The sequence below is a fragment of the Kutzneria sp. NPDC052558 genome (genome assembly GCF_044547355.1).
Taxonomy (GTDB): domain Bacteria; phylum Actinomycetota; class Actinomycetes; order Mycobacteriales; family Pseudonocardiaceae; genus Kutzneria.
The window spans coordinates 16,095-38,965 of the sequence record NZ_JBIUAG010000002.1; the positions used below are offsets into that span (position 1 = coordinate 16,095).

The following is a 22,871-nucleotide window of genomic DNA, read 5'->3' on the forward strand; positions in this document are numbered from 1 at the left end:
CCGCCGGTGTGACAGCTACGGGTGCACAACCCTCGCGACGAAGTACGGCACGCCCGTCTCACGGTGCAGCACGACCACCAGGAACGGCCGGTCCACGTCCACGACGACCGGCTCGGTCGGCGCCGCCATGGACATCATCCGCATCGTGACGGCGGTCGCCGCGGCCCCCTCAAGGCCCTCCTCGTCGAACTTGAGCACGGACTCGTGCAGCACGTCGTCCACGTACAGCCGCGGATCCGGGCACAGCCGGGTCAGCCCCGCATGCCCGGCCACGAACGGCGTCCGCACCCCGAGGTCCAGCAGCGGATGCTTGAAGCTGGCCCGCGTGCTGACGTTGATCTTCGGCATGGTCAGCTGCACCCGCTGCGAGGACGTGGTGTCCAGCAGCGCCCGCAGCTTGGCGGCGTTCAGCTCCGGCTCCGCCACGGTCAGCGGCTCGTCCGGCAGCAACACCACCGCGTCCACGCCGCCGGCCGCCGGCAGCGTCACGATCTGCCATCCGTCCCGGTGCGCATAGCCGAGGCGCTCGGTCTGCCGCATCGTCGCCGGCTTGTACGTGCCCGTCGGCGCGTGAAACGGCCGCGGCTCCGTCCCGCCCTCGGCGAACCGATGCCGCCACGCCACCTTCAGGTACAGCGCGTTCACCAGCGCCGCCACCGTCGTCGGCCGAATGCTTCCCGGCGGAATCAGCTCGGGGATCAGCCCCCTGGTCGTCTCGGCCACATCGGTGTTGATCAGCTTCCGGGCGTCCTCCGGGGCGTCGCCGAACGGCGCCCCCTTCACCGCGCCGTTGGGCCACCGCCCGAGCTCGTCGGCGAACTCACGCCGGATCGGCAGCTCCTCGGCCGCCCACAGCGTGTTGGACACCGCCAGCACCGGCGCCTCGCCATGCCCGGTGTCGGCCAGTTCCGCGGCCGCCGCGAGCAGCGCGGCCTGCGACTTCAGCCGGCCGTCCCGATCGCCACCGACCGATGCGACGCCTTCCGCGCGTTCACTCCCGGGACTCCCACCCACCGCCGCCGCGCCACCCGCGACGACTGCCGGGCTCTCGCCGAGCAGCGCGCCGACGAGCTCGTCCCGGCTGGCGCCCTCGGCGCCCTCCGCGGTCAGCCCGAGCGCGCTCAGCACCGAGAACGGCGACCAGCACAGGTCGTTGTCCGGGTCCGGATCGACCGCGCGGTGCAGGGCGAGGGTGAACGCCAGGTCCACGACACCTCCTGGGGTGGGGGTGTCCCGAGTCTGCCATCCGCCCGCCGCTAACGCCGGGGGTCGCGCAATTTGACGTCCGCAGATTCCTCCGGAAGTGGACGCGCCCCGGCCCCGCGCGGCCCGTTCGGCAGCGGCACGCGCGGCTCACGCACGCCGGCGGCGCCACCACCGTCCGACCAGCCGTCCCCGCGGCCACCCCGTCGACCGACGCCGGCCGACACCCGGCGGCGGAACAGCCGCCGCAGTCCCTGTCGCACTGCTCCAGCTATGCCCATGGGACCGAGGGTCCCACCGGAAACACCGGCAACGCAGGCGGTTCACCCCAGGCAGAACCGGTCGTACCAAGCGACTGCTTGAGCATCGGTCAGCGAGGCCAACTGGTCGACAACCACCCGCAGCCGAGCGGCGTCGTCCCCGGCCGCCAGCCACGCGGGCCGGAACGCCGGGTCCAGCGCGTCCGGCGCGCCCGCCGACAGCACCTCGGCCAACTCGACGAGCTGCTGCCGCTGCACCCGCTGCAAGGCCAGCCGGTGCGGATCGCTCATCACGTAGTGCAGGGCGACGGCCTTGAGCAGCGCCACCTCGGCCGCCACCAGCGGCGGCACGGCGAGATCGGCGGCGTACCGGTTGAGCGGCCCGTAGCCGTGCAGCCGCCGGGTCTCGGTGATCGCAGCCGCGGCGAATCGGCCGACCAGCTCGCTGGTCAGCACCTTCAACGCCACCTGCGCACCCAGCGAGCCGTCGTAGTCGTGCTCGGCCAACTCGGCGACGGCCGGCAGCCGCAGCAGCTCGGTCGCGGCATCCTCCAACGCGCCGACCGGCTCGTCGGAGAAGTGCTTGGCGGCCAACTCGGCCACCGCGGCCCGCTCCACCGGGCTGGCCAGCTCGCTGAGCGAGATGCGCCCGGACAGCACGCCGTCCTCGACATCGTGCACCGAGTAGGCGACATCGTCGGCCCAGTCCATGACCTGCGCCTCGAGACAGCGCCGACGCTCCGGCGCTCCCTCGCGCACCCAGTCGAAGACGGCCAGGTCGTCGGCGTACACGCCGAACTTGACCATGCCGGCGGTCCGCGGCCACGGGTACTTGGTGGCAGCGTCCAGCGAAGCCCGGGTCAGGTTCAGCCCGTAGCCACGCCCGTCGGCCAGCACCTTCGGCTCCAACCGGGTCAGGATGCGCAGCGTCTGCGCATTGCCCTCGAAACCGCCACACGGCTCGGCGATCGAGTGCAGCGCCCGCTCCCCGTTGTGGCCGAAGGGCGGGTGCCCGATGTCGTGGGCTAGGCCGGCCGTGTCGACCACGTCCGGATCACAGCCCAGCTCGGCGCCGATGCCCCGGCCGATCTGCGCGACCTCCAGCGAGTGCGTCAGCCGCGTCCGCGGCACGTCGCCCTCGCCCGGCCCGACCACCTGCGTCTTACCGGCCAGCCGGCGCAGCGCCGCCGAGTGCAGCACGCGGGCCCGGTCCCGGGAGAAGGCACTGCGCTGCTCGGCCAGCGACCCCGGCAGGGCCGCGCGTTTCGGCGTGTCCGGCAGCAGCCGCGCGGTGTCGTGCCCGGTGTAGCCGCCGGTCAACTGGCGCTCGCCCCGAACTCGTCCGCGGGCGCCTTGGACAGCCGGTAGAACAGCAGCGCCCCGGTCTCCCGGACGATCTGGCTGAACTGCGTCTCCCTGGTGCGCACCATCGGACCGGTGTGCGTGGGCGACACCCCGGCGTCGATGCCGGTGTCCCGCGCCATGGTCTGGGCCCGGAACGAGTGCCACGGATCGCTCACCAGCACCGCCGAGGTCCAGCCGTGGTTGCGGTACACCGGGGCCACCGCGCGCAGACTCTCCAGCGTGTCGCTGCCGGTGCCCACGGAGACGATCCGATCCTGCGGAACCCCGTTGTCGGCCAACCACATCTGGCCCGACTCGGCCTCGGTGTAGTGGTCGCCCGGCTGCCGGCCGCCGACAGTGAGCACGTACTTCACCACACCGTCGTCGTACAGCGTCTTCGCGTGCTGGAGCCGGGCCTCGAGCGCGTCCGACGGCGTGCCGTCGTACTGCGCGGCGCCGAGCACGATCGCCACGTCCACCGGTGACCGGTCGTCCAGTCGCGCCACCTGCCAGACCCGCACGGCGGTGCCGCCGATCACCAGTCCGACCACTAGAAGCGCGCCCAGCACGACCCGCAGGAACATCCGGCGCACGGTCGACCCAGTCACGAGCCCCATCGTGTCACAGCCAGCCGCGGTCCTCCGCGAGACGGGCCGCCTCGGCCCGGGTCCTGGCCCCGGTCTTGCCGATGGCCGACGACAAGTGGTTGCGCACCGTGCCCTCGGACAGATGCAGGGTCCTGGCCACGTCCGACACCGTGCCGCCGTCGCTGGCGGCGAGCAACACCTCCCTCTCCCGTTCGGTCAGCGGGCTCGCCCCGCTGGCCAGCGATTCCGCGGCGAGCGCGGGATCGACCACCCGCAGCCCGGCGTGCACCCGCCGGACCGCTTCGACCAACTGCTCCGGCGGCGCGTCCTTGACCACGAAGCCGGCCGCGCCCGCGGCCATCGCCCGCGCCAGGTAGCCGGGCCGGCCGAACGTGGTGCACACCACCACCCGGCAACCGGGCATCGCCTTGCGCAACTCGGCCGCCGCGGTCAGCCCGTCCTTGCCGGGCATCTGCACGTCCAGCAGCGCGACATCCGGACTGGTGCGCCGCGCCGCCGGCACCACGTCGTCGCCCGAGCCGACCTCGGCGACCACCTCGATGTCCGACTCGATGCTGAGCATCGCGGCCAACGCGCCGCGCACCAGCGCCTGATCGTCGGCGAGCAGAACCCTGATCACGACGGCACCGCCACTCTCAACCGGAATCCCCCTTCGGCGCACGGCCCGGTGTCGATCCGACCACCGATGCCCGCAACCCGTTCGACCAGTCCACTGTCCATCGCACACCCGTCCGTCGACGGCCCGCCCACGGTGCCGTTGTCCCGGACTTCCAGCCAGGATTCCCCCAGCCGGACCTCGCACCGCGTCGCGCCGCTCGCGCGCCGCAGCACCGCCGTGACACCGTCGCGCAGCACGTACGCGAAGGTCTCGCGGTAAGCGGGGGCCACCCGGTCCACGGCGGCCGGCAGGTCGGCCATGATGCCGGCGGCATCCAGCGCGGCCCGTGCTCCGACGACCTCGGCGGCCAACGATGCCGTGCGGTAACCAGACACGGTCGCCCGCACCTGTGTCACCGCTTCGCGGGCCAGGTCCTCGACCTCGCGCACCTGCGCCACCGATGCGCCACCCCGCTCCAGCTCGGCGCACACCGTGCCGGCTCGCGCGGTGATCGCGGCCAGGCTGTAGCCGAGATCCTCGCGTAACTCCTCGGCCAGCCGCGCCCGCTCCTCGGCGGCGGCCAGCCGTGCGATCTCCTCCTGCGCCGTCGCCAGCGCGTAGTTGGCCCGGATCAACCGGCCCATGAACCAGGTCGCCGCGAACACCGAGGCGAGCACCACCCAGTCGCTGAACAACTGGTCGAGACCCTCGTACACGAGGATCAGCACGGCCGTCACGGCCAATGTCGGCAGCCCCACCGCGAACGTGATCGCGGTCGGCAGCATCATCGAGATCACCGACAGGCCGTAGACGAACACCCAGGTGGACGACAGCCCGAGCAGCAACACCAGCACCGTCGGCACCGCGAGCATCACCGCTGTCAGCACCAGCTTCGCCCGCAGGCCCAGCTCCCACATCCTGGTCGAGGCGAACACGTAGAGCGCGGCGTAGCCGGCGAACACCACCAGCCCGCTCGTGATCCGCCAGGTCGGCGCCCCGCTGGTGACCAGCTGATACAGGCTCGGCAACGCGAACAGCAGGAAGAAGCAGCTGACCTTCCAGCCCATCCGGCGGTCGAACTGGGGTCGGATCACGCCGCCACCTCCACCCGCAGCCGGAAACCCTGGCTGGGCAACGGTCCTGCCTCCAGGCGGGCGCCGATTCCGCCCAGCCGCTGGGAAAGTCCGCTCAGGCCGTTGCCACCGCCGTTCACCCGGGACGGCGCGGCCGCGGCCGGCCCCGGGTCGCCGTCGTCGCGCACCTCCAGCCAGCGGTCGCCGAGCCGAACCTCGCACCGGGTCGCGCCCGCGCTGTGCCGCAACACATTCGTGACGCCTTCCCGCAGCGCGAAGGCGAACGCTTCCTGATAGGCCGGCTCGACGTCGTCCACCGCGAGCGGGAAGTCGGCGTCGATGCCGGCGGAGCGCAGCGCCTCCTTGGCGCCGACGAGTTCGGCCGCCAGCGACACCGCCCGATCACCGGACACGGTGGCCGTGATGTCGGCCAGGGCCTGTCGGGACAACCGCTCCACGTCGCGCATCTCGGCCAGCACCCGATCGGTCGCCACCCCGGATTCGAGCATTCGTCGCGCCAGCCCGGCCTTGACGGTGACGGTGGTGAGGCTGTGTCCCAGCACGTCGTGCAGGTCCCGGGCGACGCGGCCGCGCTCGTCGGCCACCGCCAGCGCGGCGACCTGGTCGCGGACCAGCCTGAGGGCACGGTTGACGTCGATCATGTGCACCACCGACCGGCACAGCACGGCGACCGAGAGCAGGATGACCAACAGCCCCAGGTAGTCGCCAGTCAGCGCCGCCGCCAGCACCACGAACGCCGCGCCGTCGACCACGACGAACCACCAGCCCGGCACGGTCACCGCGCACAGCGCGAAGGCCCAGATGAAGACGTACGGCGTGCACACCGGCGACAGCGCCGCCGCAAGCCCCATGTAGGCGATGCCGCAACCCAGCTGCCAGGTCAGCGACGAACGCCACAGCATCACCGGCAGCGCGATGTAGCCGGCTCCGTAGACCACGATGCCGCCCACAGCCAGCGCCGTCGACCATCCCGGCCGGCCCGCGTCGAACTGCATGACCAGCATCGGCAGCATGAACAAGGCGAAGAAGGACGCCGAGAACACCCAGCCACGATGGATGATCCGGTTGATGTCGTCGGTCATGCCGGCACCGGCCTCGCCACGCTGGCTCTCAGCAGGAAACCGCCGCCCGGCACCGGACCCGCGTCGATCCGGCCACCGATCGCGGCCAGCCGGTCGGCCAGCCCGGTCAGGCCGGCGCCACCGCCGTTCGCCCGCGACTCCCCCGCGTCGCACGACGCCGAACCGTTGTCCCGCACCTCCAGCCAGGACTCCCCCAGCCGCACCTCGCAGCTGGTCGCACCGCTGTGCCGCAACACGTTGGTGACCCCCTCTCGCAGCACGTAGGCGAACGACTCCTGGTACTCGGGCAGCACGTTGTCCACCGCCCGGGGCAGGTCGGCGGCGATGCCGGCGGAAGCCAGCGCCGCCCGCGCCCCGGCGACCTCGGCGCTCAACGAGGCACTCCGATACCCGGACAGCGTGGCCCGCACCTCTGACAACGCCTGCCGTGACAACTGCTCGGCCTCCCCCACCTCGATGATCAACCGCTCCACCTCCCCCGGTTTCGTCTCCAGCAGCCTGCGGACCAACCCCAGCTTCAGGGTCACCGTGGTCAGGCTGTGCCCCAGCACGTCGTGCACGTCCCGGGCCACCCTGGCCCGCTCCTCGGCCACCGCGAGCCTGGCGACCTCCCGGTTGGCCGCCCGCAGGTCCCCTCCGACCTTGGCGAAGTTCGCGATCCCGACGGTCAGGATCACCATCAGCACCAGGTCGGCCCAGTCGGGGCCGGTCCGGGTGAGCCAGGAGGCGCCGAACGCCACGACCGTGACGCACCCGGCGAACACGAACGCGACGCGCCTGGTCAACATGATGGCACCGAGCGCGAGGACGTAGATCAACATGACGCTGGAGTCCGGTCCGTCCAGCCCCAGCACCGCCAGGCCGAGGGCCGTGACCACGGCCACATACCACACCTTCGGCCGGGGTCCGATCGCCGACGACAGCCAGATGCCGAACGGGTAGCTGAGCAGATAGGCGATCGTCACCGCGAGCTGCGCGACCTTCAGGCCGACGGGAGTGCTCGCCGAGACGATGTCCCCGAGGCCCGGCACCGCCCAGGCCAGGAAGATGCTGGCGAAGGCGGTCGCGCCCCAGCGCTGACGGCGTTCGGCCCGCTCGCCGTCCGCCCGCGTCGAAGTGCGTCCGTCCACCATGGCCATCACCGTAGGACAGGAACCTGGCAGTCCCCCATGACAACTGGCACGGGTGCGGCCGCGGCTGCCAGGATCCGGGCATGGCAGCCGATCAACCGACCATCGTGGCGACCTCGGGCGGGTGGGTCCGGGGCGAGCGGACCGAACTGGAGTTCGGGCCGCTGATCCGGCTCGCGCTGGACCTGTCCGGGGCGACCGGCCGACCCCGACTGTGCCACGTGGGCACGGCCAACGGGGACAACCGCACCATGAACGCGATGGTGACCGAGGCCGGGCGGGTCGCCGGCGTCGAGGTCACGCACCTGAACCTGTTCCCGATGCCGCCGGCCGCCGACCTGGCCGGCTTCGTGCTGGACCACGACGTGGTGTGGGTCAACGGCGGCTCCGTGGCCAACCTGCTCGCGGTCTGGCAGGTGCACGGCCTCGGCGAGGTCATGCGCGCCGCCTGGGAGGCCGGCGTCGTGCTCGGCGGCGTCTCGGCCGGGTCCATCTGCTGGTACACCAGCGGTGTCACCGACTCGTTCGGCCCGGAGCTGCGGGTCGTCGCCAACGGCCTGGGCCTGCTGCCCTACGCCAACGGCGTGCACCTGGACTCGGAGGAGCAGCGTCGGCCGACGATCCACGAGGCGGTGGCGGCCGGCAAGCTGTCGGAGACCCACTGCACCGACGACGGCGCCGGCCTCGTCTACCACGGCACGACGCTGGTCGAGGCAGTCTCGGAGCGGCGACGTGGCGGTGCCTATCTGATGCGGCGCGACGAGGCCGGCGAGGTGGTCGAGACGGCTCTCGACGTCCGCCGGCTCTGACTCAGGATCGTGCCGGCTCGGCGACCCGCTGCGCCGAGGCCGGCACGATCCGCTCCAACATCAGCATCCCGGCCAGCGCGGCCAGGTTGAGCGCGCCGAGCGCCAGCCAGGGCAGCGAGCGGTGCAGCGCGAACAGGATGGAGAAGAAGGCCGGCGCGATCATGTTGGCGATGGTGAAGGAGTACTGGAAAACCGCCAGGTAGCGGCCACGGGCGGCAGCCGGCGACAGCGCCGTGGCCAGCCCCATCGACACGGGCGCGTGCATCACGTCCGCCGCCGTGTACAGCAGAGTGGCCACGATCAGTGCCGGAATCACCCATCCGAGTTGATTCGGCGGCAGCAGCGCGAAGGCCAGGCACCAGGCGGCCCACAGGCCCCCGGCCGCGACGAGCACCCGGGTCCGCCGGTACGGCGCGACCCGCTTGATCACCGGCGCGCCCAGCAGGGCCAGCAGAATCGTGTTGCCGGCCAGCACCGGCGGCGTCAGCCACGTGGGGCCGCCGAGACCCTGAGTCACGAACAGCAGCAGCCCGAGCGAGAGCATGCCGGTCGAGACAGCGAAGACGGTATTGATTGCGGTGAACGCAACGAAGGGCCGATCTCGCAGCATGGTCGCGTAGCCGACGGCCTCGCCCGTCTCATGGGCGCGGCGCGGGGCCCGCACGAACACGGCGATCGCGACGGCGGCTGCCAGAAAGCACGCGCCGGAACTGTTGGAGATCACCCGATAGAGGGCGTCGCTGCCGCCGGCGACGGCCAGCGTCGTGATCAGGCCGCCGATGCCCAGTCCACCCGTTCGGGTCATGTTGGCCCAGGCGTACCAACTGTCCTTGCTCATCGTTGACGTGCTGCCGTCGGAGAAGTCGGCGATCGCGGTGAACACGGTCGACCAGAAGAACCGCACGCCGATCGAGACCAACGAGGACGACAGGAAGATGCCGACCGGGCCGTGCACCTGGCCGAATGTGAGGTAGCCGATGCCCTGCGCCACCTGCGACGCCACCACCAGCGGCAGCGGGCCCACCCGGTCGGCCAGCCACCCCGCCAACACCGGAACCGGGAGCGTCAACACGGTCGCCAGGCTGACCAGCACGCCGATCAGAGGCAGCGACACCGGCGTCAGCTTGAAGAAGTAGAAGAGCGACAGCGGCTGGAACATGCCGTTGCCCGTCGAGTCCAGGACCAGTGCGGACAGCAGCACAACGCCGCCACGGCTGCGGTTGACTGACACGAAATCCCCCTTGGTGGCGCCTCCGGCCACGAAGTCCGCCTTGACAGCCCACCATCGCGACAACGCCGAGCCAGCGTCAACTCGATTCCGGCGAACCCTCCAGAGTAGCGCGGCCTGTCCGGAAAACCGTCCGATGTGGATCTTCCAGACCCGAGTTGTCCACAGGGCCCGAGTTGTCCACAGGTGGGGCCGAATCGGCCCCCGCCGCGAGGGTGCATGGCGCAGGCTTGCCCCATGCGCACTTGCAGCCCGAGCGGGACACACATCCAGCTCGACAAGCTCAGCAACCTCTTCCCGCACCACGTCGCGCGGGCCGAGCAACTGGTCGAACTCGGTCTCTGCGGCAGCTCCGTCTACCGGAGATGCCAGCCCGGCGGCCCCTGGCAGCGATTCCTGCCCGGGGTGCTGGTGCTCGGCAGCTCGCCGCCGACACTGGCGCAACGCATGCAGGCCGCGCTGCGCTACGCCGAACCCGACGGCATGCTCACCGGGCGACATGCCCTGCTGCTGCACGGGATGAAGACCGTCCCGCCCATGCCGTACAGCCCCGTGCACCTGCTCGTCCCGAAAGGACGGTCGCTACAGGGCTCCCCCGAGGTGCGGGTCGAGCGCACCACGAGGATGCCGAAGCCCTTGATGCGCAAGGGTTTCCTCGTCGCACCGCTGGAGCGGGCGCTGCTGGACACGGTTCGCCACTTCCGCGTTGCCGAGCACGTCCGGGCCCTGGTGACCGAGGCGATCTGGGAGCACGGTCTATCGCCCGAACAGATCAAGGCCGAGCTCGTCGCCGGCAACGGCCGTGGCAGCGCGCTGCCGCGGCGGGTGCTGGCCGAGGTGGCGAACGGCATCCGCACCGAGGTCGAGGCGCTGGCCGCCTCGCTCATCGGCACCGCCCGACTGCCCAGGCCGAAGTGGAACATGCAGCTGGATGACGAGGAGAACGCCTACCTGGGGCCGGTCACCGCCTGGTGGGACGACGTGGCGATGGCCCTCGACATCGACATGGGCCAGGACCCGCTGGAGCACACCGCCGACCGACACGCCGCGCTCACCGCCGCCGGCGTGGTGGTCGTGCGCACCTCACCGCAGCGGCTGCGCGACCACCCCGGCCTGTTCGTCCAACGGCTCAAACAGGCCCACGTGTGTGCGGCCAAACGCGACCGCCCGCCGGTGACCGCGAACGCGCGGCACCCCGTGGTGGCTCAGCAGCCGAGGAGCTGCGGTGCCAGGTAGGCCTCCAGGCGGTCCATCGACACCCGCTCCTGGGTCATCGAGTCGCGCTCCCGCACCGTCACCGCGTGGTCGGTCAGGGAGTCGAAGTCCACCGTCACACAGAACGGCGTGCCGATCTCGTCCTGCCGACGGTAGCGGCGGCCGATGGCGCCCGCGTCGTCGAAGTCGATGTTCCAGTTGCGCCGCAGCGCCGCCGCGAGGTCCCGGGCCTTCGGCGACAGCTCGGCGTTGCGGGACAGCGGCAGCACCGCCACCTTGACCGGGGCGAGCCTGCGGTCCAGGCGCAGCACCAGCCGCTTGTCCACGCCACCCTTGGCGTTGGGCGCCTCGTCCTCGGTGTAGGCGTCCAGCAGGAACGCCATCATGGGACGGCCGACGCCGGCCGCCGGCTCGATCACGAACGGCCGGTAGCGGGAGTTGGTGGCCTGGTCGAAGTACGACAGGTCCACGCCGGAGTGGTTGGCGTGCGTGGTCAGGTCGAAGTCGGTGCGGTTGGCGATGCCCTCCAGCTCGCCCCACTCCTGGCCGGCGAAGAGGAACCGGTACTCGATGTCCACGGTCCGCTTGGAGTAGTGCGACAGCTTCTCCTGCGGGTGCTCGTACAGCCGCAGGTTGTCGCGGTTGACACCGAGGTCGGTGTACCAGCGCAGGCGCTCGTCGATCCAGTACTGGTGCCATTCCTCGTCGCTGCCCGGCTCGACGAAGAACTCCATCTCCATCTGCTCGAACTCGCGGGTGCGGAAGATGAAGTTGCCGGGGGTGATCTCGTTGCGGAACGACTTGCCGATCTGGCCGATGCCGAACGGCGGCTTCTTGCGGGAGGTGGTGATGACGTTGAGGAAGTTGACGAAGATGCCCTGCGCGGTCTCCGGCCGCAGGTAGTGCAGGCCCTCCGCCGACTCGACCGGGCCGAGGTGGGTCTTGAGCAGGCCGTTGAACATCTTCGGCTCGGTGTACTGGCCGCGGTTGCCGCAGTTGGGGCAGGGCACGTCGGACAGGTCGTTGTCGATCGCCGGCTTGCCGGTGCGCTCGGCGTACTCCTCGGCCAAGTGGTCCGCGCGGAACCGGCGGTGGCAGGAGTTGCACTCCACCAGCGGGTCCACGAACGCGTCGATGTGGCCGGACGCGGCCCACACCTCACGCGGCAGGATCACCGAGGAGTCCAGGCCGACCACGTCGTCCCGGCCCTGCACCATGGTGCGCCACCAGGCCCGTTTGATGTTGTCCTTGAGCTCCACGCCCAGCGGCCCGTAGTCCCACGCCGACTTTGTGCCCCCGTAGATCTCTCCGCACGGGTACACGAAACCCCTGCGCTTGCAGAGGCTGACGACGGCGTCGATGCGGTCCGCGGGCACGCCAAACTCCATCCGGCCGAGACTCGAACTGACAGGCAATTCCTGGGAAGGGAGCAAGAATAGTCGGTTCCGCCACCGCGCGGGCGAGGCAGGGCCACAACTGCCGCGGGATCCAGCCGGCGATCACGGCCCCGGTCGATGAGCGCCGCGGCGCCACGAGTCCCTGAGCCGCTGGCCTGTGCTCCTGTGGCAGGCCCTCAACAGCGGGCCACTCGCCAGGCGGTTGCCCTGGCGGCTATGGACGAGTGACCAGCGTGGCCACCGCGAAGCGGTTGTCGTCGTAGCCCTCCGTGCCGCCGACGAACTCGCCGCCGCAGGTGGCGAGGACCAGCCGGTGGTCGCCGTCCAGGCCGTAGAGCTGCTTGGCCCGGTTGGGCAGTTCGGCCTTGGGGACCGTCACCAACTGGGTGATCCGGTACACCCAGTCGCGGCCGGCGTTGTCCACCACGGTGACCTGCTGGCCGACCTGGTCCTGCCACAGTTCGGCGAACGGCCCGGTGCGGCCCTGCCAGTTCACGTGGCCGGCGAGCAGGGTGGCTCCTTGCGGGGCCCCGAGGGTGGCGCCCCACCAGGTGGCCTGGTCGAGCTGGTCCGGCACCGACATCGTGCCGTCCTTGCTCACCTGGGCCGCAATCAGCTGGGCCGTGCCGCCGTCAGGCAGGTGCACGGAGCCGGTGGTCGGCACGCCCGTGGGGTGCACCGCGGTCGTGGAGTCGGCCGCCAGTGGTGCGGAGCTCGCGGTCGCCGGCGCGGCCGTGGAGGTCGACGTTGTGTCCATGGGAACGAAGAACAGGAGGCCGACAAGGACTACGACAACGGCAGCGGCCGCGGAGGCGAGCAGAATGATCCGTCGTCTCGGCATGGTCCGTTCCCTTCGTGCCGGCTACCACCGATTGTCCCTCGGCGGGCGAAGGACGGCGGGCCAAGGGCGGGGCCAAGGCGGGCGGGGGCGGGGGCGGGGGCCAGTGTGATCTCTCGTCAGCGGGGGCTGGCGGCGGGGCCGGCGGCTTCGCCCAGGCGGACCGTGCCGGCGTCGCCGGCCAGCAGGCTCACGTGCGCGTCGGCGACGCCGTCGGCGGCAGAGACCGCCAGCTCGAAGGCGGCGGGCTCGTCGGCCAGCGCGCGGGACAGTAGCGGAACCACGACCTCGCGGACCGGGAAGGGCGACATGGCGCGTCGGTAGGCGACGACGGACTCGAACTCGATCACCAGGACCCAGCGGTCCGCCTCGTCGGTCGCCCGGCCGAGCCGGCCGGTGCGGCAGCCGGGCTGGGCGGTGAGCAGCTCCAGGGCATGGCGGGCGGTCGCGGTGAACTCGGCCGCCTCGGCCTCGGGCACCTCGAACCGGCAGACCAGCAGCACGGTCGGACTCCTCGGGTGGTTCCGGCGGTCGGTTATGGTGGCGCATCCTCGCACCAGCGGGGACCCGCCCGCCGCCGGGGTGCGGCTCGGGCGTCGGCGTCGGCGGATCGAGTGGGGACATGGCCGGAGGACAGCAACCGGGTCGCGGACGTGGTCGGCGCGACCTGAAGGCGCCGCTGCTGCCGGGCAACGGGCCGTTGGCCCGGGTGCCGGCGGCGGCCGTGTTCGGGCTGGTGCTGGTGCTGTTCGTGGTGGGCGTGGTGGTGCGCGGGCCGGTCGGCGCCGGTCTGCTCGGCGCCCTCGTGCTGATCGTTCTCGGGCTGCTCGGCGCCACCTGGCGGGTGCTGTCCTCGGCCGACCGGGTGGTTCGGATCGTGGTGCTGGCGGTCCTGGTCGCCGTGCTGGTCTCGGTGCTTCGCTAGCAGGTCCGATAGCATCTGCTTCGATAACCATTGTCAGGACCGCCGGCACCGGAGGACATCGTTCACCTACCATGGTGGTGACGACCGACTGTTCTTCCGCCCTGTTGCCTGCCGTGTCGGAGAGGACGATGCCCCAGTGAGCCCGGACGCCGCGAGTCCCGTCCCGGAGCGTCCGGACGGCCGGGCCGGTTCCGGCACCGCGCTGGCGGACTCCCCTGAGCACGCGCCGCGCGAGCTGGCGACCACCAGTGCCCCGCGCCGCACCGCCGGCACCCTGACCGCCGCCGGTGACCTGCTGCGGGCGCTGGCCGCGCCGGTGCGCATCGCCATCGTGCTCCAGCTGCGCGAGGGCGAGCGGTGCGTGCACGAGCTGGTGGACGCCCTAGCCGTAGCCCAGCCGCTGATCAGCCAGCATCTGCGGGTGCTCAAGTCGGCCGGGGTCGTGCACGGCGAACGACATGGCCGGGAGGTCATGTATCGGCTGGTCGACGAGCACTTGGCGCACATCGTGGTCGACGCCGTCACTCACGTCGAGGAGGGCGGCTCCGCCGCCCGGGCCGAGCACCGGGAGGAAGCGTGACCACCAGCGAGCGTCCCTCGGCGACCGTGCCCGGCCTTCGGGCCACCAAGCAGCGGGCTGCCGTGTCCAAACTGCTCGACCAGCTCGACGACTTCCGCTCCGCGCAGGACCTGCACGAGGAGCTGCGTCGGCGGGGCGAGGGCATCGGCCTCACCACCGTCTACCGGACCCTCCAGTCGCTGGCCGACGCCGGCGAGGTCGACGTGCTGCGCACCGACAGCGGCGAGGCCATCTACCGGCGCTGCTCCAGCCATCACCACCATCACCTGGTGTGCCGGGCTTGCGGCCGAACCGTCGAGGTCGAGGGCCCGGCCGTGGAGAAGTGGGCCGATCGCATCGCCGCCGAGAACGGCTTCAGCGAGGTCAGCCACACCGTGGAGATCTTCGGCACCTGCGCCGGCTGCACCGCCTGACCGCGCGCCCCCGCCGAGGCCGACCGGACAAGCGCCATCTGGATCGCATCGCCGAGCCGGGCCGCCTGGTGCAAGCCCACACGGCCCGCAGCAACCGGGATGAACCAGTCGGGTCGAGCAAGCGCGCGCAACCCACAGACCGCACGAACCACATTGGGTCGAGCAGGCGCACGCCCGCCTGGCAAACCGGAGGGGCCACCCTGGCCATGAGGACAGGGGAGGCGCGCCGGATCGGGCAGGCACGCGTCGACATGGGGAAGCGAGTGGGCCATGTCGGGCGTGCGGGCGATCTCACTCCATGATCGGGCGGACCTCCACCCGGCCGAAGCGGGCGTCGGGGAAGCGGGCGGCCAACTCGGTGGCGCGGTCGATATCGGCACAGTCGAGGACGAAGTAGCCGGCCATCTGCTCCTTGGATTCGGCGAACGGGCCGTCCGTGGTCACGGTGGCGCCGTCCTGCACGCGGACCACGCGGGTGGTGTCGGGGGCGGCGAGCGGGGTGCCGGAGACGAGTTCGCCGGAGGTCGACATCTCGCGCATCAGGTCGGCGAACTGGGCGTCCATTTCGGCGCGCTCGGCCGGGGACGCGTCGCGGTAGTAGTCGGTGTGCTCGAAGGTTGGGTGCGCCCAGCTGGTGGGATTGCTGTAGATCAGGACCAGGTACTTCACGGGAGCTCCTCGGCGAGATGGGCGTCAGGCTAGCGCCGGGTGGCGAGTCGCTGGCGATCGGCGATGTCGGGGACCAGGGGTGGCAGCTGGGCGAAGCATCGGTGGGCGTCGTCGTGGCGGGATCAGTGGCGGAGTTGGGCGAAGAACTGCTGGAGGTCGGCGACGTACAGGTCGGGGGCCTGCTGGGAGCCATAGTGGCCGCCACGGTCGAAGAGGTGCCAGGACACGATGTTGGCGTGGTCCCGGCGGGCGTAGGTCCGGATGGCCTGCGCGTCGTCGGGGAACTGGGCGAGCCCAAGGGGCACGGTGGTGGGCGTGGTGGGCACGGGGTGGCGGAAGTCCTCAAGGTAGATCCGGGGCGCGGTGCCGGCCGTGCCGGTGAGCCAGTGGATGGAGACGTGGGTGAGCAGCGCGTCGGGGTCCAGACCGCCCATGACCTGGCTGTTCCAGGCGAGCAGCCCGACCGGGGAGTCGCTGAGGGCGTAGGCGAGCGTCTGGGGCTGCTCGGCATGCACGTGGTGATACGAGGCCATGGTGCGCTGAAAGTGGCGCAGGCCTTCGACCAGGGCGCGTTCGTCGGGAGGCAGGGCGGCGACGCTGGCGGGCTCGACGGTGGGCGGATGGAAGGGCACGTCGCCCTCGGGGCCGGAGAAGATCTGGGTGACGTGCACGCCGACGACGGAACTGGCGGCGACGCGGCCGACCTCGGGTGAGATGACGGAGCCCCAGTCGTTGCCGGCGGCGCCGTAGCGGCGATAGCCGAGCCCCCGCATCAGCACGGCCCACGCGGCGGCGATGCGGCACGGGCCCCAGCCGGGCTCGGTGACGGGGCCGGACCAGCCGAACCCGGGCAGCGACGGGATCACCAGGTGGAAGGCGAGGGCGGGGTCGAGGCCATGGGCCCGGGGATCGGTGAGGGGGCCGATGACGTCCAGGTACTCGGCGACGGAGCCGGGCCAGCCGTGGGTGAGGATCAGCGGCAGGGCGTCCGGTTCGGGCGAGCGGACGTGCAGGAAGTGCACGTTGGCGCCGTCGATGGTGGTGGTGAACTGCGGATGGGCGTTGAGCCGGGCCTCGACGGCCCGCCAGTCGTAGCCGTCACGCCAGTGCTCGACGAGCTTGCGGATGGACGAGCCGGACACGCCGTAGCCGTCGGCGGGCGGCTCGGGCGCCCAGCGGATCCGGGCCAGCCGGTCGCGGAGATCGGCCAGCTCGGCGTCCGGGACCTCGATGCGAAACGTCTCCATGGCCGGCTCCTCGGCGTCGGGGGCTCTCACACCCCATGGTCGGAGCCGCCGGCGGCGTCTCTACATCAGTACTCGTAGGGATCGCTGGGCGTGCCGATCTTCTTCACGGTGGTCACGTCGAACTCGGGCACGTAGTTGTCGGCCTGCACGGCGGAGTCGGGCCGCACCTGGCCGGTGACGGTGATCCACTCGTCGTCGGCCAGGCCCTCGGCGCCGACCAGGCGGGCCTTGACCGGCATGGCGTCGGCGGCGCAGCAGGTGATCACCAGCCGGGCGACGTACACGCCCGCGGCGTCGTGCACGACGAAGCCGGTCAGCTCCAGGGTCCGGCCGTTGAGGGAGTTGGTCGAGTCCCAGGCGGCGCGGGTGGCGACGTCGGCCATCCGCATCGGCACCACCGAGCCGGCCGGCAGCGGCGGGAACTTGGTCTTGACCACCTGGTCCTGCCGCTGCTCGCTGGCCACGGTCCGGCCGCCGGCCCGGTTCACCGAGTCGGCGCCGAGCGCGGGCGGGGCGATCAGGAAGATGGCCAGCACCGGCATCAGCAGCATCCACGCGCTGCGGGCAGCCCCGTGCGAGTGGCCGTGGCCGTCGTCGTGGGAGTGGGAGTGGGGGTCGGAGCCGCCGGCGTGTGCGAGAGCGAGTTCACGGTCAGGGGCATGGGCGGTCGCAGCGGCGGGGTTCGAGGCGGGATCGGCGTCGGCAGCCGCGGTCGACACGGCGGATACCGCCGTGTCGGAAGCCGAGGGAACAGCGACCGGGTCGGAAGAGACCGGGGTGCTGGGAGCCGAGGCGCGGCGGGCCTTGAGGATGTCGGTCACGATGGCGACGCCGGCCAGCAGGACCATGATCGCGCCGGAGAGGATCAGCCAGGGTTGCAGGGCGGGCTTGACGTAGTTCAGGTACGTGCCGTTGAGGGCGATCTTGAGCAGGGCCCCGCCGAGCAGGACGAGCAGGATGTTCTGGGTTTCCCGCCTCACGAGACGCCTCCCAGGAGCACGAGGCCGGCGACGGTGCCGGACACGACGGCGACGGTGAACGCCAAGGGGGCGAACCGCAGGGCGAAGGCCTTGCCGAAGGTGCCGACCTGGAGGGCGATGAGCTTGACGTCGACAGCGGGGCCGACGACCAGGAACACCAGGCGGGGCAGCAGGGGCAGGGCGGACAGGGAGGCGGCGACGAAGGCGTCGGCCTCGCTGCAGATGGCCAGCACGACGGCGAGCAGCGCCATCACGAGGATGCCGAGGACCCACTGGCCCGACAGCGATTCCAGCAGGGACGAGGGCACCAGCACGTTCAGGGCGGCGGCGGTGAGGCCGCCGATGACGAGGAAGCCGCCGGCCTCGACGAGGTCGTGACGGGCGGTCTCGGCGAAGACGGCCCACTTCGGCCGGCCGCCGGCGGGAAGTCGTTCGAGGGCACGGGCGGCGATCCACGAGGCCTTGCCGAAACGGGCCCACAGCCAGCCGGTGACGACGGCGGTGAGCATGGAGCCGCAGAACCGGGCGAGGACCATCTCGGGCCGGCCGGGGAAGGCGACGGCCGTGGCCACCAGCACGACGGGGTTGACCGCCGGGGCGGCCAGCAGGAAGGCCAGGGCCACGGAGGGGGCGACGCCCTGCTGCATGAGCCGCCGCGCCACGGGCACGGAGGCGCACTCGCAGCCGGGCAGGGCCACGCCGGCCAGGCCGGCGACGGGCACCGCCAGCGCGGACCGCCGGGGCAGCACCCGCCGCAGGACCTCCGCCGGCAGGAAGGCGGCGATGGCCCCGCTGATCAGCGTGCCGAGCACGAGGAACGGCATGGCCTGCACGCAGACGGCCACGAACACAGTGGCCCCGGTCCGCAGCGCCGGAATGTCCAACGCGTCGACGAGCTGGCTCTGGAGCAGCAAGGCCAGCACCAGCACGACACACAGCACCTCAAGGGAGCTGATGCGCCGGCGCTGGGGCCGCTCGACCGGCCGGACCTCGGTGTCGGCGGTCATCGCGCACCACCCGACGCAGGCACGGACGCCGCCTTCGAGGCAGGGAGCCGCTGGCGATCGGGCCGCGCCGGAAGGCGGGTGCCTGAGGCGGCGGCCGCGTGGGCCGTCCCCAGGGCGAGGCCCCGCGGCGGCGCGGCGAGACGGGACCCGGCGCCGGCCAGCGGGGGTGGGGTGACGCGCCGGGGCGCCGGGGCGGGGGTCATTCGACGCTGGCCAGGAGGTCGGCTCGGAGCTGGGAGGCGGTGGAGACGACCAGCATGAGGATGGTGGACAGGGGCGCGGGCTCCAGGTTGTCGGCGGGGAAGGCGTACCGGAGGGTGACGTCCATGCCCCGCTCGGTGTGCACGACGCCGAGGGTGCCGAACAGGCCCTGACCGGCGCGTTCGGCGGCGGAGACGGCGAGGGCGGGATCGTCGGGCAGGTCCCAGGCGACGACGCAGGTGAGGCTGAGCAGGGTGAGCCCCTCGGCGATCTGCATGGCCTGCACGGCGCAGGGCACGTCGCCGTGGCGGAAGCTGAGGGCGCCGTCGTCGTCGACGTGGACCTCGTGGAACATCTCCAGGGCCTCGCGGGCGGCGGTGAGCAGCCGGGCGGTGGTCTGCGCCTCGTCGTCGGTCATCGGCCCGCCTCCTGGAGGTCCTCGCTGGGAGCGTCCTCGGCGCCGCCGAAGCGGCGGTCCCTACGGGCATACGCCTCGCAGGCGGCCCAGAGGTCACGCCGGTCGAAGTCCGGCCACAGGATGTCCTGGAACACCAGCTCGGCGTAGGCGGACTGCCAGAGCATGAAGTTGGAGATGCGCTGCTCGCCGGAGGGCCGGATGAACAGGTCCACGTCGGGCATGTCGGCCTGGTAGAGGTGCTTGGCCAGGGTGCGCTCGTCCACCTTGTCGGGGTTGAGCTTGCCGGCGGCGACCAGGCGGGCGACCTCGCGGGCGGCGTCGCCGATCTCGGCGCGGCCGCCGTAGTTGACGCACATCGTCAGGTTGAGCACATCGTTGTTCTTGGTGCGCTCCTCGGCCTTCTGCAGCTCGTTGACCACGCTGGGCCACAGCCGCGGCCGACGTCCGGCCCAGCGGATGCGCACGCCCATCTCGTCGAGCTCGTCGGTGCGCCGGTGGATCACGTCCCGGTTGAAGTTCATCAGGAACTTCACCTCGTCGGGGCTGCGCTTCCAGTTCTCGGTGGAGAAGGCGTACAGCGAGATCCACTTGACGCCGAGCTCGATGGCCCCCTTGGCCACGTCGAGCACGACGGCCTCGCCGCGCTTGTGCCCCTCGACCCGGGACAGCCCCCGCATGTTGGCCCAGCGGCCGTTGCCGTCCATAACCAGGGCCACGTGCTTGGGCACGAACTCCAGCGGAATCTTGGGCGGACGGGCGCCGCTGGCATGCGGGTCGGGCGGCCGCACAGTGGGGTCGTTGCGTCCGCGCAGCTGCCTACGCAGCATCAGGCCTGCTCCTCACGATCGGGACGGGGATGACTCCATCCTGCCCGAACCGTCGAAGCGCAGTCCCATCACGGTCCCTTCGTCGGGCTGATCCAGCACTTCGAAACCGAGAGTGTGGTAAAAGGCGATGGCCCGGGTGTTGCTGGTGGACGTGGTCAGGTGCACGCCCGGCGACCCGGCCGCCCGCTGCCGGTCGAACAGCTCGGCCAGCAGCTTGGTGCCCCAGCCCTGCCGCCGCGCCCGGGCGTCGAGGTTGATGTGCAGGTGGGACGGATACTCGGCGACCGCGGCCGGCAGGAACCGGTCGGGGTTGTGCAGCGCCGACACCAGCGACTCGAAGCGGTTGGTCTCCTGCGCCGGTTTCGGGTAGCGGTCGGCGAAGCGCGGCGTCCACTCGGCCCGCCAGCGCCGGTAGAAGTCCACGGTGTCGGCCGCGCCGACGGTGAAACCGGCGACGCCCTCGTCGTCGGCGATGACGAAGCACATCTCCGGCGCCAGCGTGAGGTACGGGTCGGCGAAGATGTAGCCGATCAGGTCCAGGTCGTCGAGGTCGCGCTGGGTGGCCGTCTCGACGCAGATGTCGTGCACGGCCTGGAGGTCGCCGGGCTCAGCCGGTCGCAGGATCAAGGTTCTCCCCCACTGGTTGACGATCCGCCACCACGGTGCGGATCTGGGCGGCCAGCCGGTCGATGGCGGTGGCCGACACGCGGCGCTCCACCAGCGGCAGCGAGTGCAGCTGCCGTTCGAGGTGCCACTGGAGGTGCGCGGCGACCAGGCCGCTGGCCTCGCGCTTGCTGGACGCCTGGGTCCGGTCCACCAGCTCCCAGTCGCCGTGGGTGAGCGCGTCGAGCAGGCCGAGCGTCTCGCCGGCCGGGCTGGCCGAGCCGGGCGGGCGGCAGGTGCCGCACACGGAGCCGCCGGCGGGCACGCTGAACGCGGCGTGCGGTCCGGGCGTGCCGCAGCGGGCGCATTCGGTGACGGCCGGGGCCCAGCCGGCGAAACCCATGGCGCGCAACAGGAAGGCGTCGAGCACCAGGCCGGCCTCGCGCTGCCGGCCGGACAGCGCCCGCAGCGCGCCGACGACGAGCATGTACAGCCGCAGCACCGGCTCGCCCTCCTCGGCGGTGAGCCGGTCGGCGGTCTCCAGCACCGCGCAGGCGGCCGTGTACCGGGCGTAGTCGTCGACGAGGCCGACGCCGAACGCGTCGACCGTCTCCACCTGGGTGATCACGTCCAGCGTGCGCCCGGTGTAGAACTGCACGTCGACATGCCCGAACGGCTCCAGCCGGGCGCCGAAGCGGGAGGACGTGCGGCGCACCCCCTTGGCAACGGCGCGGATCTTGCCGTGCCGCTGGGACAGCAGGGTGATGATCCGGTCGGCCTCGCCGAGCTTCTGCACCCGCAGCACGACGCAGGTGTCTCGGTACAGGCTCACGCGTCCATTGTCTCAGACCTGGAGTCCGGGAAACGCGACGTCGCGGACCAGCCACCAGGCCATCGCGGCGACGGCCAGCAGAATAAGCGCCGTGCGGCGGACCGGCCAGGACGGGATGCGCAGGCCCAGCTCGACACGGGCCAGCAGCACCAGGCCGGCGACGGCGGCCGGCAGCAGCAGGATCACGGCGAAGGCGTTGAAGCGCAGCGCGCCGGCCAGGTCGCCGTGCAGCAGCGCGCCCAGCGCCCGGCTGCCGCCGCAGAACGGGCAGTCGGCGCCGGTCAGCGCGTGGAACCAGCACGGGATGCTGACGATCCCGGTGCCCAGCAGGGCCCCGGCCGCCGCCGTCACGGCGACGACGGCCGGGGTCACCCGCAGCCGTGTGAGGATCACCTGGTCGCGATCACCAGGGTCTTGACCGCCTTGTCGTGCCAGCCCTGACGGCGCTGGTTGTCGAACAGCGGCGAGAGGTAGCACAGCAGGATCCAGATGCTGCCCAGGCAGGGCACGATCCACGGGCCGAACATGGTGCCGACGCGGCCGAAGCCCTTGCCCATGCCGGGGATCTGGCCGCTGTCCTCGCGGACCACCCGCACGCCCATGGCCATCTTGCCCAGGGTGGCGCCCCTCAGGCCGAGCATGATCGCCTCGTAGAGGCACTGGAGCACGACCATGATCACCGGGGACAGGATCAGGATGGTGAAGAAGCCGAGGCCGGCCGACGCGACCGCGTTGGGGTCCCCGACGTACTGACCGGTGTTCGGGTCGTAGTGGTACTGGCTCTGGATGTCCGCCGCCGTGCTGGTGGCCGTCGAGGTGATGATGATGAACAGGATGATGCCGAACGGGATGCCGACCACGAAGGTGTCGATCAGCCGGGCCACGAAGCGGCTGCCCATCGAGGCCAGCGGCACGGTGCCCAGGCCCGGGATCTGGGCGTAGATCCCGCCGGCCTGGTACTGGAGCGGCTGCTGGCCGTAAGGCTGCTGCTGCGCGCCGTACGGCTGCTGACCGTAGGGCTGCTGGCCGTAGGCCGCCTGCTGGTTCGGGTCGTAGGGCTGCTGCGGCGTGCCGTAGGGCGGCGAGGCCTGACCGTAGGGCTGCTGGCCGTAGGCCTGCTGCTGGTTCGGGTCGTACGGCTGCTGCGGCGCACCGTACCCCGGCTGGCTGAAGCCCGGCGGCGGGGTCTGCGGCTGCTGGCCGTAGGGCTGCTGCTGACCGTAGGGCTGGTTCGGGTCGAAGCCGGGGGGCGGTGTGGTCACGAAGTACTCCTGGACTGGGATTTACCTGCCAAAGCGCGAGGAACTATAGGGCGCTCGGTGGCTCCAGCCCGGCTAATTGGCGCAACTCGCGGCCTGATCTT

Annotated in this window: 26 protein-coding genes; 5 read left to right on the plus strand and 21 right to left on the minus strand. The window is 71.7% G+C overall.

From position 1 onward, the window contains the following. Window positions 1-15: 15 nt before the first annotated feature. From ACIG5F_RS03025 to ACIG5F_RS03055, 7 genes are all read right to left on the minus strand, one after another. Window positions 16-1,209, minus strand: a complete 1,194-nt coding sequence (locus ACIG5F_RS03025; protein WP_396515701.1) for a serpin family protein — start codon at window positions 1,207-1,209, stop codon at window positions 16-18. 317 nt (window positions 1,210-1,526) lie between these two features. Further along, window positions 1,527-2,783 carry a deoxyguanosinetriphosphate triphosphohydrolase gene (locus ACIG5F_RS03030; RefSeq protein ID WP_396515702.1) on the minus strand — a complete coding sequence of 419 codons (1,257 nt, stop codon included), beginning with the start codon at window positions 2,781-2,783 and terminating at the stop codon, window positions 1,527-1,529. After that, window positions 2,780-3,424: a YdcF family protein gene (locus ACIG5F_RS03035; protein ID WP_396515703.1), complete on the minus strand. Its 645-nt coding sequence runs from the start codon at window positions 3,422-3,424 to the stop codon at window positions 2,780-2,782. Before ACIG5F_RS03035 ends, ACIG5F_RS03030 begins: the two co-directional genes overlap by 4 nt. Window positions 3,425-3,428: 4 nt before the next feature. After that, entirely contained in the window at window positions 3,429-4,034 is a 606-nt protein-coding gene (locus ACIG5F_RS03040; RefSeq protein ID WP_396515704.1) for a DNA-binding response regulator, read from the minus strand. After that, window positions 4,031-5,107 carry a histidine kinase gene (locus tag ACIG5F_RS03045; protein ID WP_396515705.1) on the minus strand — a complete coding sequence of 359 codons (1,077 nt, stop codon included), beginning with the start codon at window positions 5,105-5,107 and terminating at the stop codon, window positions 4,031-4,033. The genes ACIG5F_RS03040 and ACIG5F_RS03045 overlap by 4 nt, the downstream gene beginning before the upstream one ends. Continuing rightward, window positions 5,104-6,189 carry a sensor histidine kinase gene (locus ACIG5F_RS03050; RefSeq protein ID WP_396515706.1) on the minus strand — a complete coding sequence of 362 codons (1,086 nt, stop codon included), beginning with the start codon at window positions 6,187-6,189 and terminating at the stop codon, window positions 5,104-5,106. Before ACIG5F_RS03050 ends, ACIG5F_RS03045 begins: the two co-directional genes overlap by 4 nt. Further along, on the minus strand, window positions 6,186-7,322 hold the full coding sequence (locus tag ACIG5F_RS03055; RefSeq protein WP_396515707.1) for a sensor histidine kinase: 1,137 nt from the start codon (window positions 7,320-7,322) through the stop codon (window positions 6,186-6,188). The genes ACIG5F_RS03050 and ACIG5F_RS03055 overlap by 4 nt, the downstream gene beginning before the upstream one ends. Window positions 7,323-7,402: 80 nt before the next feature. On the opposite strand from ACIG5F_RS03055, the gene ACIG5F_RS03060 reads away from it, so the two are divergent. Beyond that, window positions 7,403-8,128, plus strand: coding sequence for a Type 1 glutamine amidotransferase-like domain-containing protein (locus ACIG5F_RS03060; protein ID WP_396515708.1), 726 nt, complete (start codon window positions 7,403-7,405; stop codon window positions 8,126-8,128). 1 nt (window position 8,129) lies between these two features. On the opposite strand, the gene ACIG5F_RS03065 is transcribed toward ACIG5F_RS03060, so the two are convergent. Next, window positions 8,130-9,359, minus strand: coding sequence for an MFS transporter (locus ACIG5F_RS03065; RefSeq protein WP_396515709.1), 1,230 nt, complete (start codon window positions 9,357-9,359; stop codon window positions 8,130-8,132). 234 nt (window positions 9,360-9,593) lie between these two features. Here ACIG5F_RS03065 and ACIG5F_RS03070 point away from each other — a divergent pair, with 234 nt between their 5' ends. Beyond that, window positions 9,594-10,592 carry a hypothetical protein gene (locus ACIG5F_RS03070; RefSeq protein ID WP_396515710.1) on the plus strand — a complete coding sequence of 333 codons (999 nt, stop codon included), beginning with the start codon at window positions 9,594-9,596 and terminating at the stop codon, window positions 10,590-10,592. Here the strand turns inward: ACIG5F_RS03070 and ACIG5F_RS03075 are convergent. The 3 genes from ACIG5F_RS03075 to ACIG5F_RS03085 form a co-directional block, all read right to left on the minus strand. Further along, a complete protein-coding gene (locus ACIG5F_RS03075; RefSeq protein WP_396515711.1) occupies window positions 10,562-11,947 on the minus strand; it encodes a glycine--tRNA ligase in 1,386 nt (461 codons plus the stop codon). The two genes, ACIG5F_RS03070 and ACIG5F_RS03075, sit on opposite strands and share 31 nt — an antisense overlap. 235 nt (window positions 11,948-12,182) lie before the next feature. Beyond that, a complete protein-coding gene (locus ACIG5F_RS03080; protein ID WP_396515712.1) occupies window positions 12,183-12,809 on the minus strand; it encodes a class F sortase in 627 nt (208 codons plus the stop codon). Window positions 12,810-12,925: 116 nt separating this feature from the next. Continuing rightward, a complete protein-coding gene (locus ACIG5F_RS03085; RefSeq protein ID WP_396515713.1) occupies window positions 12,926-13,309 on the minus strand; it encodes an antibiotic biosynthesis monooxygenase in 384 nt (127 codons plus the stop codon). A gap of 119 nt (window positions 13,310-13,428) precedes the next feature. Between ACIG5F_RS03085 and ACIG5F_RS03090 the strand changes: the two genes are divergently transcribed. The 3 genes from ACIG5F_RS03090 to ACIG5F_RS03100 all read left to right on the plus strand — a co-directional run bounded on the left by ACIG5F_RS03090 (window position 13,429) and on the right by ACIG5F_RS03100 (window position 14,724). Beyond that, entirely contained in the window at window positions 13,429-13,731 is a 303-nt protein-coding gene (locus ACIG5F_RS03090) for a hypothetical protein (protein WP_396515714.1), read from the plus strand. Window positions 13,732-13,966: 235 nt separating this feature from the next. After that, window positions 13,967-14,311 (plus strand): ArsR/SmtB family transcription factor, encoded by a 345-nt coding sequence (locus ACIG5F_RS03095; RefSeq protein WP_396516363.1) that lies wholly within the window; start codon window positions 13,967-13,969, stop codon window positions 14,309-14,311. After that, window positions 14,308-14,724, plus strand: coding sequence for a Fur family transcriptional regulator (locus ACIG5F_RS03100; protein ID WP_396515715.1), 417 nt, complete (start codon window positions 14,308-14,310; stop codon window positions 14,722-14,724). The genes ACIG5F_RS03095 and ACIG5F_RS03100 overlap by 4 nt, the downstream gene beginning before the upstream one ends. A 291-nt stretch (window positions 14,725-15,015) precedes the next feature. Here the strand turns inward: ACIG5F_RS03100 and ACIG5F_RS03105 are convergent, their stop codons facing one another. The 10 genes from ACIG5F_RS03105 to ACIG5F_RS03150 all read right to left on the minus strand — a co-directional run bounded on the left by ACIG5F_RS03105 (window position 15,016) and on the right by ACIG5F_RS03150 (window position 22,770). Then, the gene (locus ACIG5F_RS03105; protein WP_396515716.1) at window positions 15,016-15,393 is read right to left on the minus strand and encodes a YciI family protein; all 378 of its coding nucleotides are present in this window, start codon (window positions 15,391-15,393) and stop codon (window positions 15,016-15,018) included. Between the two features lie 122 nt (window positions 15,394-15,515). Next, window positions 15,516-16,640 (minus strand): epoxide hydrolase family protein, encoded by a 1,125-nt coding sequence (locus tag ACIG5F_RS03110; protein WP_396515717.1) that lies wholly within the window; start codon window positions 16,638-16,640, stop codon window positions 15,516-15,518. A gap of 65 nt (window positions 16,641-16,705) precedes the next feature. Next, window positions 16,706-17,620, minus strand: a complete 915-nt coding sequence (locus tag ACIG5F_RS03115) for a TIGR03943 family putative permease subunit (RefSeq protein WP_396515718.1) — start codon at window positions 17,618-17,620, stop codon at window positions 16,706-16,708. After that, window positions 17,617-18,627 (minus strand): permease, encoded by a 1,011-nt coding sequence (locus tag ACIG5F_RS03120; RefSeq protein WP_396515719.1) that lies wholly within the window; start codon window positions 18,625-18,627, stop codon window positions 17,617-17,619. Before ACIG5F_RS03120 ends, ACIG5F_RS03115 begins: the two co-directional genes overlap by 4 nt. A gap of 199 nt (window positions 18,628-18,826) precedes the next feature. Beyond that, window positions 18,827-19,246 carry a hypothetical protein gene (locus tag ACIG5F_RS03125; protein WP_396515720.1) on the minus strand — a complete coding sequence of 140 codons (420 nt, stop codon included), beginning with the start codon at window positions 19,244-19,246 and terminating at the stop codon, window positions 18,827-18,829. After that, window positions 19,243-20,073 (minus strand): isoprenyl transferase, encoded by an 831-nt coding sequence (locus ACIG5F_RS03130; protein WP_396515721.1) that lies wholly within the window; start codon window positions 20,071-20,073, stop codon window positions 19,243-19,245. Before ACIG5F_RS03130 ends, ACIG5F_RS03125 begins: the two co-directional genes overlap by 4 nt. 12 nt (window positions 20,074-20,085) lie before the next feature. Next, entirely contained in the window at window positions 20,086-20,700 is a 615-nt protein-coding gene (locus ACIG5F_RS03135; RefSeq protein ID WP_396515722.1) for a GNAT family N-acetyltransferase, read from the minus strand. After that, on the minus strand, window positions 20,681-21,508 hold the full coding sequence (gene recO, locus ACIG5F_RS03140) for a DNA repair protein RecO (protein ID WP_396515723.1): 828 nt from the start codon (window positions 21,506-21,508) through the stop codon (window positions 20,681-20,683). Before recO ends, ACIG5F_RS03135 begins: the two co-directional genes overlap by 20 nt. A gap of 12 nt (window positions 21,509-21,520) precedes the next feature. Beyond that, window positions 21,521-21,901, minus strand: a complete 381-nt coding sequence (locus ACIG5F_RS03145; protein WP_396515724.1) for a DUF2752 domain-containing protein — start codon at window positions 21,899-21,901, stop codon at window positions 21,521-21,523. Then, the gene (locus tag ACIG5F_RS03150; RefSeq protein WP_396515725.1) at window positions 21,898-22,770 is read right to left on the minus strand and encodes an RDD family protein; all 873 of its coding nucleotides are present in this window, start codon (window positions 22,768-22,770) and stop codon (window positions 21,898-21,900) included. The genes ACIG5F_RS03145 and ACIG5F_RS03150 overlap by 4 nt, the downstream gene beginning before the upstream one ends. Window positions 22,771-22,871: the final 101 nt, after the last annotated feature.

Bases quoted from the DNA above. Each gene is read 5' to 3' on its own strand.
- ACIG5F_RS03035 (WP_396515703.1), bottom strand. From the start codon at position 3,424: ATGGGGCTCGTGACTGGGTCGACCGTGCGCCGGATGTTCCTGCGGGTC.
- ACIG5F_RS03050 (WP_396515706.1), bottom strand. From the start codon at position 6,189: ATGACCGACGACATCAACCGGATCATCCATCGTGGCTGGGTGTTCTCG.
- ACIG5F_RS03055 (WP_396515707.1), bottom strand. From the start codon at position 7,322: ATGGTGGACGGACGCACTTCGACGCGGGCGGACGGCGAGCGGGCCGAA.
- ACIG5F_RS03060 (WP_396515708.1), top strand. From the start codon at position 7,403: ATGGCAGCCGATCAACCGACCATCGTGGCGACCTCGGGCGGGTGGGTC.
- ACIG5F_RS03070 (WP_396515710.1), top strand. From the start codon at position 9,594: ATGCGCACTTGCAGCCCGAGCGGGACACACATCCAGCTCGACAAGCTC.
- ACIG5F_RS03080 (WP_396515712.1), bottom strand. From the start codon at position 12,809: ATGCCGAGACGACGGATCATTCTGCTCGCCTCCGCGGCCGCTGCCGTT.
- ACIG5F_RS03090 (WP_396515714.1), top strand. From the start codon at position 13,429: ATGGCCGGAGGACAGCAACCGGGTCGCGGACGTGGTCGGCGCGACCTG.
- ACIG5F_RS03110 (WP_396515717.1), bottom strand. From the start codon at position 16,640: ATGGAGACGTTTCGCATCGAGGTCCCGGACGCCGAGCTGGCCGATCTC.
- ACIG5F_RS03120 (WP_396515719.1), bottom strand. From the start codon at position 18,627: ATGACCGCCGACACCGAGGTCCGGCCGGTCGAGCGGCCCCAGCGCCGG.
- ACIG5F_RS03125 (WP_396515720.1), bottom strand. From the start codon at position 19,246: ATGACCGACGACGAGGCGCAGACCACCGCCCGGCTGCTCACCGCCGCC.
- ACIG5F_RS03130 (WP_396515721.1), bottom strand. From the start codon at position 20,073: ATGCTGCGTAGGCAGCTGCGCGGACGCAACGACCCCACTGTGCGGCCG.